Raw genomic sequence first — 12,053 nt, 5'->3', positions numbered from 1 at the left:
TTGCTCGGGGCGGCCCGGCGCTGCGCTCATCAATGATTCTCCTTGGCGTGATTGATCGAGTATTTGGGGATCTCGATCGTCACGTCCTTCTGCGCCAGTATCGCCTGGCAGCTCAACCGCGACTGCGGCTCCAGCCCCCAGGCGCGATCGAGCAGATCGTCTTCGGTTTCGTCCGACGGATTGAGCGACTCGAAGCCCTGGCGCACCAGCACGTGGCAGGTGGTGCAGGCAGCGCTCATCTCGCAGGCGTGCTCGATGTTGATGTGGTTGTCCAGCAGCGCCTCGCAGATCGAGGTGCCGGCTGGCGCGGTGACTTCTGCGCCCTGCGGGCAGTACTCCGCATGCGGGAGGATCTTGATGATGGGCATCTACTTGTGCTTCTAGAGAGACTCGACCTTGCGGCCCGACAGCGCGCGCGCGATGCCCTGGTTCATGCGTTGTGCGGCAAAGGCCTCGGTGCCGTCGGCCAGTGCCTTAGTGGCAGCTTCGACCGTTGCTGCTTCGGTCGCACCGCGCGCTTCGCGCAGCGCAACCATGAGCGATGCGATGGCGGCGCGCTCCTCGGCCTCGAGCAGATCGCCATCGGCGTCGAGTGCGCTCTGGGTCGCGAGCAGCATGCGGTCGGCATCGACGCGGGCTTCGACCAGCGCGCGGGCCTGCATGTCGGCAGCGGCGGTCGAAAAGCTTTCCTGCAGCATCGCCGCGATCTGGTCGTCCGACAGCCCGTACGAGGGCTTGACCGTCACGTGCGCCTCGACGCCACTGCCTTGCTCCTTCGCGCCCACGCTCAGCAGACCGTCGGCATCGACCGTGAAGGTCACGCGGATGCGTGCAGCACCCGCAACCATTGGCGGGATGCCGCGCAACTCGAACCGCGCCAGGCTGCGGCAGTCGGCCACCAGATCGCGCTCGCCCTGCACCACATGGAGGGCCAGCGCGGTCTGTCCGTCCTGGTAGGTGGTGAAATCCTGCGCCATTGCGGTCGGGATCGTCTGGTTGCGCGGCACGATGCGCTCGACCAGGCCACCCATGGTCTCGATGCCGAGCGAGAGCGGAATCACGTCGAGCAGCAGTAGGTCGCTGGCTCCGGCGTTGCCGGCCAATTGGTTCGCCTGGATCGCGGCGCCGAGCGCCACGACCTCGTCGGGGTTCAGGTTGGTCAGCGGCGGCCGGCCGAAGAACGCAGCCACTGCTTCGCGAATCTGCGGCATGCGCGTGGCGCCGCCGACCAGCACGATGCCCTGCAACGCTTCAGGCTTGAGCTTCGCGTCGCGCAGTGCCTTGCGCACGGCGGCGATGGTGCGGTCGGTCAGCGGCCGGGTAGCTCCGTCGAATTGCTCGCGTTTCAGATCGAGACGGACTTCAGCGCCCGCCAACTGGGCTTGGAAAGCAATCGAATCGGTGTCGGACAACGCTTCCTTGGCGGCTCGCGCGGCCGCCAGCAAGGCGGCCTTGTCGGTGTCGCTGTCGGCCTTCAGACCGGTTTGCGCCAGCACGAGATCGGCCAGCGCATGGTCGTAGTCGTCGCCGCCCAGCGCCGAGTCGCCGCCGGTGGCGACCACCTCGAACACGCCCTGCGTGAGCCGAAGGATCGAGATGTCGAAGGTGCCGCCGCCGAGGTCGTAGACCGCGTAGACGCCTTCGCTCGCGTTGTCGAGGCCGTAGGCAATGGCAGCCGCGGTCGGCTCGCTGATCAGGCGCAGCACGTTGAGGCCGGCCAGTTCGGCCGCGTCCTTGGTGGCCTGGCGCTGGCCCTCGTCGAAATAGGCCGGCACGGTGATCACGGCGCCGTAGACCTCGTCGTCAAAACTGTCCTCGGCGCGAAAACGCAGCGTCGCCAGAATCTCGGCGCTGACCTCGACCGGCGACTTCAGGCCGGCGGCCGTCTGCACCTTGACCATGCCGCCTTCGTCGACCAGACGGTACGGCATGGCATCGCGGTTCGCGATGTCGGCCAGCCCACGGCCCATGAGCCGCTTGGCCGAGGTGATGGTGTTGGCCGGATCCCCGGCGCGCGCGGCCAGCGCATCGAAGCCCATCTGGCGGCGCTCGCGGTCGACATAGCGCACCGCCGAGGGCAGCAGCACGCGGCCCTCGGTATCGGGCAGGCACTCGGCCACGCCGCTGCGCACCGCAGCGACGAGCGAGTGGGTGGTGCCGAGGTCGATACCGACCGCGATGCGCCGCTGGTGCGGGTCGGGCGCCTGGCCCGGTTCGGAAATCTGCAGCAATGCCATGTCGCTATTGTCCCCACTGCGCGGCTTTGGCATCGATGTCCTCGGCAAAACGCTCAATGAACATCAGGGCTCTGACCTGGCGCGCCGCGCCCGGGTAGTCGCCTTTTTCGTCGATCAGCCAGTCGAGCGCCGACAGCGCGCGCGCACGGCCCGCGTCGACCTCGTCGCGCAAGGCATCCAGGCCGGTTTCGTCAGCCACGTCTTCCAGCGCCTCGCGCCACTCCATCTGCTGCACCAGGAAATCGCCCGGCATGGCCGTGTTGTTCTCGGCCTCGATCGGCGAGCCGTTCAGCTCGCACAGGTAGCTCGCGCGCCGGATCGGGCTCTTGAGACGCTGGTAGGCCTCGTTGATGCGAACCGACCATTGCATCGCCACGCGCTGTGCAGAGGCGCCCTGGGCCGCAAAGCGGTCGGGGTGCGCCTCGCGCTGCAGTTCCTTCCAGCGCGCATCGAGTGCGGCGCGGTCCTGCGCGAAGGTCGTCGGCACGTCGAACAGTTCGAAATCGGTGTCTTGGAGATTCATGGCAATAAAAAACCGCCTGCAAAGTCAGCGGCGGCTGTGTCGGTGCCAGCTCGGGGAACACCGCGGAACCGGCTTTGCCGGGCCGCTGGTGTTGCCCCCTAGAGGGGGAAGTGGCTACACGAAGTGAGCCGCCTCGGGGGTGGGCTAAATCCGGAAGCTCTCTCCGCAGCCGCAGCGATCGCGCTCGTTCGGATTGATGAACTTGAAGCCCTCGTTCAGGCCTTCGCGCACGAAGTCGAGCTGCGTGCCGTCGATGTAGGCCAGGCTTTTCGGGTCGACCAGCACCTTGATGCCATGGTCTTCGAACACGACGTCTTCCGGGGCGAACTCGTCCACGTACTCCAGCTTGTAGGCCAGGCCCGAGCAACCGGTGGTCTTGACGCCCAGCCGTACCCCCACGCCCTTGCCCCGCTTGCCGAGGTAGCGTGTGACGTGGCGCGCGGCCGCTTCGGTGAGCGTCACAGCCATCTCAGTGAACCGCTGCTTCCGATACAGCTTGCGCCGGGGCGCCGTGCTTGGCCTTGTAGTCGTTCACGGCGGCCTTGATCGCGTCTTCGGCCAGGATCGAGCAATGGATCTTGACCGGCGGCAGTGCCAGTTCTTCGGCGATCTGCGAATTCTTGAGCGCAGCCGCTTCGTCGAGCGTCTTGCCCTTGACCCACTCGGTCACGAGCGAACTGGAAGCGATGGCCGAGCCGCAGCCGTAGGTCTTGAAGCGCGCGTCTTCGATCACGCCGGTTTCGGCGTTGACCTTGATCTGCAGCTTCATGACGTCGCCGCAGGCCGGTGCACCAACCATGCCGGTGCCAACCGAGTCGTCGCCCTTTTCGAACGAGCCGACATTGCGGGGATTTTCGTAGTGGTCGATGACCTTGGGTGAATATGCCATGGGGTTACCTCTTTGAACTTGATCAGGGCGTGGATATCAGTGGGCCGACCACTGGATCGTGCTGATGTCGATGCCGTCCTTGAACATCTCCCACAGGGGGCTGAGTTCGCGCAGCTTCGCCACGTTGTGCTTGATGGTGGAGATCGCGTAGTCGATCTCTTCCTCGGTCGTGAAGCGGCCGATCGTCATGCGCAGGCTGCTGTGGGCCAACTCGTCGCTGCGGCCCAGCGCACGCAGCACGTAGCTGGGCTCCAGGCTGGCCGACGTGCATGCCGAGCCCGACGACACCGCCAGACCCTTGATGCCCATGATCAGCGACTCGCCTTCGACGTAGTTGAAGCTGATGTTCAGGTTGTGCGGCACGCGCCGTTCGAGGTCGCCGTTGATGAAGACCTGCTCCACGTCCTTCAGGCCGTCGAGCAGGCGCTTCTGCAATGCGGCGGCCTTGGCGATGTCGTCCTTCATCTCGAGCCTGGCAAGCCGGAAGGCCTCGCCCATGCCGACGATCTGGTGCGTGGGCAGCGTGCCCGAACGCATGCCGCGCTCGTGGCCACCGCCGTGCATCTGGGCTTCCAGCCGGACGCGCGGCTTGCGGCGCACGTACAGCGCGCCGATGCCCTTGGGGCCATAGGTCTTGTGCGAAGCCAGGCTCAACAGGTCGATGGGCAGCTTTGCCATGTCGATCTCGACCTTGCCGGTGGCCTGTGCCGCGTCGACATGAAAGATCACGCCCTTTTCGCGGCAGATGTTGCCGAGCGCAACCACGTCCTGAACGACGCCGATCTCGTTGTTCACGAACATGACGCTCGCGAGGATGGTGTCGGCGCGGATCGCGGCCTTGAACTTGTCGAGGTCGAGCAGGCCGTCTTCCTGCACGTCGAGGTACGTGACTTCGAAGCCCTGGCGTTCCAGCTCGCGCATCGTGTCGAGCACCGCCTTGTGCTCGGTCTTGACCGTGATCAGGTGCTTGCCCTTGCCCTTGTAGAACTGGGCCGCGCCCTTGATCGCGAGGTTGTTCGATTCGGTGGCGCCCGAGGTCCAGACGATTTCGCGCGGGTCGGCGCCGATCAGGTCGGCCACTTCGCCACGAGCCTTTTCGACCGCCTCTTCGGCTTCCCAGCCCCAGGCATGACTGCGCGACGCCGGGTTGCCGAAATGCTCGCGCAACCAGGGAATCATCGCGTCGACAACGCGCGGATCGACCGGCGTGGTCGCGCCGTAGTCAAGGTAGATCGGGAAATGAGGAGTGACGTCCATGGCTGGCTCGGGCTGGCGGAGGAAGAAGATTGTTGAATCGGGGGCGTTCGGCGCGGTGCCCGAAGGCACCGACCACATCACGACTTGGCGAAAACGTTGCCCAGCGCAAACACCGAATTCGGTGCGTTGATCCGCATTGGCTTGACCACCGGCTGGGCCGAGATCGCACGCTTGATGACCGGCTTGTTCTCGACCTGCACGCCTTTGGCGAGCTGGTCGTCGACCAGTTTTTGAAGCGTGACCGAGTCGAGGAATTCGACCATGCGCTGGTTCAGCGACGCCCACAGCTCGTGCGTCATGCAGCGGCCGGCTTCGCCGAGGCAGTTTTCCTTGCCGCCGCACTGCGTGGCGTCGATCGGCTCATCGACCGAAACGATGATGTCCGCCACGGTGATCTCGGCCGCCTTGCGGCCAAGCGAATAACCGCCGCCCGGGCCACGGGTCGACTCGACCAGTTCGTGCCGGCGCAGCTTGCCGAACAACTGCTCGAGGTACGAGAGTGAAATCTGTTGGCGCTGGCTGATGGCAGCCAGCGTGACCGGGCCGGTGTTCTGGCGCAGGGCCAGGTCGATCATCGCGGTGACCGCAAAACGGCCTTTTGTTGTGAGACGCATTGCAAGCTCCTGGTGTGCTTACCGTTGAAATGACACCGAACCCGGGTGGGGCTGGGTGACGTCGTCTCCGCCCTTACCGACCCGTCGTCGATTGGTGTTGCCAATCGGTTGGAGCCAGCCCTTCATCGGGAGTTTCTTTGTTGTTGAGTATTTCAGTCAAGTATAGCAGAAAGTCCCTCGCCCCTCCCGGGTAAACCCGAGGAGCGATGCCGACACGCCGCTCAGCCGCGCGTGTCGCCGGGCGTCAGCACGGCGATGTTGTCGCCGCCGCGCGCGCCGAAAGCCTGCTCGCGCAGCAACGCCAGCTGGTCGCGCACACGCGCCGCCTTCTCGAACTCGAGGTTGCGGGCGTGCTCGAGCATGAGCTTTTCGAGCCGTTTGATTTCGCGCGAGACGTCTTTCTCGCTCATGTCCTCGACCTTGGCGCGCTCCAGCTCGAGCTTGGCCATTTCCTTGCCCGTCTTTTCGCTGTAGACGCCGTCGATCAGGTCGCGCACCTGCTTCAGGATGCTGCGCGGCGTGATGCCGTGGGCCTCGTTGTAGGCGATCTGGTGGGCGCGCCGCCGGTCGGTCTCGCTGATCGCCTTCTTCATCGAATCGGTCATGCGGTCGGCGTACAGGATCGCCTTGCCGTTCAGGTTGCGCGCGGCACGGCCGATGGTCTGGATCAGCGAGCGCTCGGCCCGCAGGAAGCCTTCCTTGTCGGCGTCGAGGATCGCCACCAGCGACACCTCGGGAATGTCCAGGCCCTCGCGCAGCAGGTTGATGCCCACCAGCACGTCGAATGCGCCCAAACGCAGATCGCGCAGGATCTCGACCCGCTCGACCGTGTCGATGTCGCTGTGCAGGTAGCGCACCTTGACGCCGTTGTCGCCCAGGTAGTCGGTCAACTGCTCGGCCATCCGCTTGGTCAGCGTGGTGATCAGCACGCGCTCGCTCTTTTCGACGCGCAGGCGGATCTCGCCGAGCACGTCGTCGACCTGGTGCGTGGCCGGGCGCACTTCGACCTCGGGGTCGATCAGCCCGGTGGGCCGCACCAGTTGCTCGACCACGTTGCCAGCATGATCCTTCTCGTACTGGGCCGGCGTGGCCGAGACGAAGATCGCCTGGCGCATGCGCGTCTCGAACTCCTCGAACTTGAGCGGCCGGTTGTCCAGCGCCGACGGCAGCCGGAAACCGTATTCGACCAGCGTGGTCTTGCGCGCGCGGTCGCCGCTGTACATGGCGTTGAGCTGGCCGATCATCTGATGGCTCTCGTCGAGGAACATCAACGAGTCCTTCGGCAGGTAGTCGGTCAGCGTGGACGGCGGATCGCCCGGCGCGGCGCCCGACAAGTGGCGCGTGTAGTTCTCGATGCCCTTGCAGTGGCCGATCTCGGCCAGCATCTCGAGGTCGAAGCGAGTGCGTTGCTCGAGCCGCTGCGCCTCCACCAGCTTGCCTTGCCCCACCAGCTCCTTGAGCCGGTCCGCCAGTTCGAGCTTGATGGTTTCGACCGCGGTCATGACCTTGTCGCGCGGCGTCACGTAGTGGCTCGAGGGGTAGACCGTGAAGCGCGGGATCTTCTGCCGGATGCGGCCGGTGAGCGGGTCGAACAACTGCAGCGTCTCGATCTCGTCGTCGAACAGCTCGATGCGGATGGCGAGTTCGCTGTGCTCGGCCGGAAACACATCGATCGTGTCGCCGCGCACGCGGAAGGTGCCGCGCGAAAAATCCTGCTCGTTGCGCGTGTACTGCATGCGGATCAGCCGGCCGATCACGTCGCGCTGGCCGATCTTGTCGCCCACCCGCATGATGAAACGCATCTGGGTGTAGTCCTCGGGCGTGCCGATGCCATAGATGGCGCTCACCGTCGCCACGATCACCGTGTCGCGGCGCTCCAGCACGCTCTTGGTGGCCGACAGACGCATCTGCTCGATGTGCTCGTTGATCGAGCTGTCCTTCTCGATGAACAGGTCGCGCTGCGGCACGTAGGCCTCGGGCTGGTAGTAGTCGTAGTAGCTGACGAAGTACTCGACCGCGTTCTTCGGGAAGAACTCGCGGAACTCGCTGTAGAGCTGTGCGGCCAGGGTCTTGTTGGGCGCGAACACGATGGCCGGGCGGCCCAGCCGCGCGATCACGTTGGCCATGGTGAAGGTCTTGCCCGAGCCGGTGACGCCCAGCAGGGTCTGGAACACCTCGCCGTTCTCTACCCCTTCGACCAGGCCCTCGATCGCATTCGGCTGGTCGCCGGCCGGCGGATAGGGCTGGAACAGCTCGAACGGGGAGTTCGGAAAACGGATGAATTCGCCCTCTTTCGCGGGGCCGACGGCAGCGGGGTCGTGCGTGTCTGTGATGGCTTCGGAGATCTCTGGCATGGCTGTTCCCGTCAGGTGGCGGTGGCGCCGGTAAAATTCAAGGGAACCGGAAAGCTTAAGCGCTTGTCCGGTTACACGCGAAGCTTTCATCCCAAAGGACTTTCTCCATGTCTATGTTCACCGCGGTCGAAATGGCACCGCGCGATCCGATCCTCGGCCTCAACGAGCAATTTGCAGCCGACACCAACCCGAAGAAGGTCAACCTCGGCGTCGGCGTCTACTACGACGACAACGGCAAGCTGCCTCTGCTGGCCTGCGTGCAGACCGCCGAGGAAGACATGATGAAAGCGCCCAGCGCGCGCGGCTACCTGCCGATCGACGGCATCGCGGCATACGACAGCGCGGTCAAGGGACTGGTGTTCGGCGCCGACAGCGAGCCGGTCAAGTCCGGCCGCGTCGCGACGATCCAGGCGATCGGCGGCACCGGCGGCCTCAAGGTCGGCGCCGACTTCCTCAAGAAACTCAGCCCGAATGCCACGGTGCTGATCAGCGACCCGAGCTGGGAAAACCACCGCGCGCTGTTCACCCAGGCCGGCTTCCCGGTCGAAAGCTACCCGTACTACGACGCGGCCAAGCGCGGCGTCAACTTCGACGGCATGCTGGCCGCGCTCAACGCCGCCCCGGCCGGCACCATCGTCGTGCTGCACGCCTGCTGCCACAACCCGACCGGCTACGACATCACGGCCGCCCAGTGGGATCAGGTCATCGCCGCCGTCAAGGCAAAGAACCTGGTCGCCTTCCTCGACATGGCGTACCAGGGCTTCGGCCACGGCATCCAGGAAGACGGCGCCGTGATCGGCAAGTTCGTCGAGGCCGGCCTCACCTTCTTCGTCTCGACCTCGTTCTCCAAGAGCTTCAGCCTCTACGGCGAGCGCGTCGGCGCCCTGTCGGTGCTGTGCGAGAACAAGGAAGAAGCCGGCCGCGTGCTGTCCCAGCTCAAGATCGCGATTCGCACCAACTACAGCAACCCGCCGATCCACGGCGGTGCGGTGGTAGCCGCGGTGCTGAACGACCCGACCCGCCGCGCGGTCTGGGAAAAGGAACTCGCCGAAATGCGCGTGCGCATCAAGGCCATGCGCCAGAAGCTGGTCGACGGCCTGAAAGCGGCCGGCGTGAAAGAAGACATGAGCTTCATCACCACGCAGATCGGCATGTTCAGCTACTCGGGCCTGACCAAGGACCAGATGGTGCGCCTGCGCAACGAGTTCGGCGTGTACGGCACCGACACGGGCCGCATGTGCGTGGCCGCGCTCAACAGCAAGAACATCGACTACGTCTGCGCCAGCATCGCCAAGGTGGTGTAACCGTCTGTTTTCCGCCGCGGCGCGTCGCCTGGGTCGGTGCCGGCGGCGGTCGTCGTGAGACTGGCAAGCGGCTCTTTGGGTGTTTCTGCCTAGCTCCCAGAGGCCTCGCTGCTGCTATATTGCACTGCAACATTACAAACACAGGGGCATCCGTGCTTTATCAACTCTACGAAGCCCAGCGCTCCCTGATGGAGCCTTTCTCCGATTTCGCGCAGGCCGCCTCCAGGCTCTACGGCCCGGGCGCGGTGTGGAGCCAGTTGCCGATGGCACAGCGCATGGCCGCCGGCTACGACCTGTTGTACCGCCTCGGCAAGGACTACGAAAAGCCCGAGTTCAACATCAAGGGCGTGAAGGTCGACGGCGACGAGGTGGTGATCCAGGAAGTGATCGAACTCGACAGACCGTTCTGCCAGCTGCGCCGCTTCAAGCGCTTCACCGACGAGCCGCACACCCTGCAAACGCTCAAGGGCCAACCCGTGGTGCTGATCGTGGCGCCGCTGTCGGGTCACTACGCCACCTTGCTGCGCGACACCGTGCGCACCATGCTGCAAGACCACAAGGTCTACATCACCGACTGGAAGAACGCGCGCCTGGTGCCGTTGTCGGAAGGCACGTTCCACCTCGACGACTACATCAACTACGTGCAGGAATTCATCCGCCACCTGCAGGCCGAGTACGGCAACTGCCACGTGGTGAGCGTGTGCCAGCCGACCGTGCCGGTGCTGGCTGCGGTGTCGCTCATGGCCAGCCGCGGCGAGGCGCTGCCGCTCTCGATGACGATGATGGGCGGCCCGATCGATGCGCGCAAGTCGCCCACGGCGGTGAACAACCTCGCAATGAACAAGAGCTATGAGTGGTTCGAGAACAACGTGATCTACCGCGTGCCGCAAGGCTTCGCGGGCGCAGGCCGCCGCGTGTACCCGGGCTTCCTGCAGCACACCGGTTTCGTGGCAATGAACCCTGATCGGCACGCGACCAGTCACTACGACTACTTCAAGGATCTGATCAAGGGCGACGACGCCAGCGTCGAGGCTCACCGCAAGTTCTACGACGAGTACAACGCCGTCCTCGATATGGACGCCGACTACTACCTCGACACCATCCGCACCGTGTTCCAGGATTTCGATCTGGTGAACGGAACCTGGGACGTGAAGAACCCGCAGGGCCAGATCGAGCGCGTGAAACCGCAAGACATCCACGGCAGCGCCCTGCTGACGATCGAAGGCGAACTCGACGACATCTCGGGCTCGGGCCAGACCGAAGCCGCACACCAGCTTTGCACCGGCATTCCGGCCGCGCAGCGCGAGCACTACGAAGTCAAGGGCGCGGGCCACTACGGCATCTTCAGTGGCCGCCGCTGGCGCGACATGGTCTATCCGAAGACGCTCGCCTTCATCGCGGCGCACGACAAGCCGCAAAAGCGCGCGCCCTCGAACAAGGGCGTGACCGCCGAAGACACGATTCGCGCCATGCCGGCCAAGCCCAAGGCACTGACGGCGCCGGCCCCAAGGGCGAAGGTGGCTGCTGCGCGCAAGACGACGACAACGCGTAGCCGCGCCGCGCGCTGAGCCGAGCAGAGGTAGCGCTGCCGTGAGTCCGCTGGCCGCGCGCATCCACGCTGCGTTGCCGCAGACGCAGTGCACGCGCTGCGGCTACCCTGATTGCGCTGGCTATGCCGAGGCCATCGCAAACGATGAGGCCGGCATTCACCAGTGCCCGCCCGGCGGCGCCGAGGGCATTGCGCGACTGGCCGCGATCACCGGACGGCCGGTGCAACCGCTTGGCACCGAATTCGGCACCGAAGGCCCGCGCCGCATGGCGGTGATCGACGAGGCCTGGTGCATCGGCTGCACGCTCTGCCTCGACGCCTGCCCGACCGACGCCATCCTCGGCATCCACAAGCGCATGCACACCGTGATCGAGCCGCACTGCACCGGCTGCGAGCTTTGCATTCCGGTGTGCCCGGTCGACTGCATTTCGCTCGAAGATGCGACGCCGGGCCGCAGCGGCTGGCAGGCCTGGTCGCAGGCGCAGGCCGACGCCGCACTGCAGCGCTACCAGCTTCACGCCAGGCATCGCGATGACGGCCAGCGCGAGGCCCAAGAAGCACCCGCACCCGCCGAACCGCAGGCCGCCGACACGCGCAAGCGCTCCATCGTCGAGGCCGCCCTGGCACGCGCCCGTGCCGCGTCGCAACGCCCACCCGCCACCAAACCATGACCCTCGACACCCTGCTCATCTACGTCGTCGCCTCGCTCGCACTGGCCGTGATCCCCGGCCCCACGATGCTGCTGGCGCTGTCCAATGGCATCGACGGCGGCATGCGGCGCGCGAGCTGGGGCATTGCAGGTGCGTCGCTCGGCAGCGTCACGCTGATCGCGGTCGTCGCGCTCGGACTGGGCTCGCTGCTCGCCGCTTCGGAGTTGCTGTTCAACGTGATTCGCGCGGCGGGTGTCGCCTACCTCGTCTGGCTCGGCATCAAGCTGTGGCGCAGCGAAGCGACCGACCTCGGCACCGCGCTGGCCAAGTCCGCCATCGAGATCCGGCCGCACGGCCGTGTTGCGCTGCTGCGCAGCCTGATCGTGGCGCTGTCGAACCCCAAGACGGTGTTGTTCTTCGCAGCCTTCCTGCCGCAGTTCATCGACATCACGAAGCCGCAGGGCGCGCAGTACCTGTTGCTCGGCGCGATCTTCGTGGCGCTCGATACCTGCGTGATGCTGGCCTACGCAGCCGCCGGAACGCAGGCCGTGCGCTGGTTGTCGCGGCGCAGCCTGCAGCGGCTCAACCGCGGCTGCGCGGCGGGCATGTGGGCACTGGCGGCCACACTCGCGTTCTGGCGTCGACCCGGCGCTTGAAAGGACTCGCCCCCAGGCTT

The 12,053-nt window shown here is 65.6% G+C and carries 12 protein-coding genes; 4 read left to right on the top strand and 8 right to left on the bottom strand.

Annotated elements, in window-relative coordinates; all coding sequences use genetic code 11:
• Positions 1 to 29: 29 nt before the first annotated feature.
• The 8 genes from fdx to uvrB form a co-directional block, all read right to left on the bottom strand.
• A complete protein-coding gene (gene fdx, locus QTI05_RS22960) occupies positions 30 to 368 on the bottom strand; it encodes an ISC system 2Fe-2S type ferredoxin (RefSeq protein ID WP_286542960.1) in 339 nt (112 codons plus the stop codon).
• Between the two features lie 12 nt (positions 369 to 380).
• On the bottom strand, positions 381 to 2,237 hold the full coding sequence (gene hscA / locus QTI05_RS22955) for a Fe-S protein assembly chaperone HscA (RefSeq protein WP_286619738.1): 1,857 nt from the start codon (positions 2,235 to 2,237) through the stop codon (positions 381 to 383).
• A 4-nt stretch (positions 2,238 to 2,241) separates the two neighbouring features.
• Entirely contained in the window at positions 2,242 to 2,760 is a 519-nt protein-coding gene (hscB, locus tag QTI05_RS22950; protein WP_286542958.1) for a Fe-S protein assembly co-chaperone HscB, read from the bottom strand.
• A 144-nt stretch (positions 2,761 to 2,904) separates the two neighbouring features.
• Positions 2,905 to 3,228 carry an iron-sulfur cluster assembly protein IscA gene (gene iscA, locus QTI05_RS22945; RefSeq protein WP_286542957.1) on the bottom strand — a complete coding sequence of 108 codons (324 nt, stop codon included), beginning with the start codon at positions 3,226 to 3,228 and terminating at the stop codon, positions 2,905 to 2,907.
• Between the two features lies 1 nt (position 3,229).
• Positions 3,230 to 3,649, bottom strand: a complete 420-nt coding sequence (gene iscU, locus QTI05_RS22940) for a Fe-S cluster assembly scaffold IscU (RefSeq protein WP_286542955.1) — start codon at positions 3,647 to 3,649, stop codon at positions 3,230 to 3,232.
• A 36-nt stretch (positions 3,650 to 3,685) separates the two neighbouring features.
• Positions 3,686 to 4,906: an IscS subfamily cysteine desulfurase gene (locus QTI05_RS22935; RefSeq protein WP_286542954.1), complete on the bottom strand. Its 1,221-nt coding sequence runs from the start codon at positions 4,904 to 4,906 to the stop codon at positions 3,686 to 3,688.
• 77 nt (positions 4,907 to 4,983) lie between these two features.
• Positions 4,984 to 5,520 (bottom strand): Fe-S cluster assembly transcriptional regulator IscR, encoded by a 537-nt coding sequence (gene iscR / locus QTI05_RS22930; RefSeq protein ID WP_286542953.1) that lies wholly within the window; start codon positions 5,518 to 5,520, stop codon positions 4,984 to 4,986.
• A 221-nt stretch (positions 5,521 to 5,741) separates the two neighbouring features.
• Entirely contained in the window at positions 5,742 to 7,874 is a 2,133-nt protein-coding gene (gene uvrB / locus QTI05_RS22925; protein WP_286619737.1) for an excinuclease ABC subunit UvrB, read from the bottom strand.
• A 107-nt stretch (positions 7,875 to 7,981) separates the two neighbouring features.
• Here uvrB and QTI05_RS22920 point away from each other — a divergent pair, with 107 nt between their 5' ends.
• The 4 genes from QTI05_RS22920 (at position 7,982) to QTI05_RS22905 (ending at position 12,033) form a co-directional block, all read left to right on the top strand.
• Complete coding sequence (locus QTI05_RS22920) at positions 7,982 to 9,178, top strand: amino acid aminotransferase (protein WP_286619736.1); 1,197 nt, start codon at positions 7,982 to 7,984, stop codon at positions 9,176 to 9,178.
• Between the two features lie 152 nt (positions 9,179 to 9,330).
• Entirely contained in the window at positions 9,331 to 10,746 is a 1,416-nt protein-coding gene (locus tag QTI05_RS22915) for a polyhydroxyalkanoate depolymerase (RefSeq protein ID WP_286542949.1), read from the top strand.
• A gap of 22 nt (positions 10,747 to 10,768) precedes the next feature.
• Positions 10,769 to 11,398, top strand: coding sequence for an RnfABCDGE type electron transport complex subunit B (locus QTI05_RS22910; protein ID WP_286619735.1), 630 nt, complete (start codon positions 10,769 to 10,771; stop codon positions 11,396 to 11,398).
• Positions 11,395 to 12,033, top strand: a complete 639-nt coding sequence (locus tag QTI05_RS22905; protein ID WP_286619734.1) for a LysE family translocator — start codon at positions 11,395 to 11,397, stop codon at positions 12,031 to 12,033. Before QTI05_RS22910 ends, QTI05_RS22905 begins: the two co-directional genes overlap by 4 nt.
• The last annotated feature ends 20 nt before the right edge of the window (positions 12,034 to 12,053 follow it).

Origin of the sequence: Variovorax fucosicus (genome assembly GCF_030316825.1) — a bacterium.
In the GTDB taxonomy this organism is placed as follows: domain Bacteria; phylum Pseudomonadota; class Gammaproteobacteria; order Burkholderiales; family Burkholderiaceae_C; genus Variovorax; species Variovorax fucosicus.
Note: the sequence above shows the minus strand (reverse complement) of the source record. Positions and strands in the feature narration are given on the sequence as shown.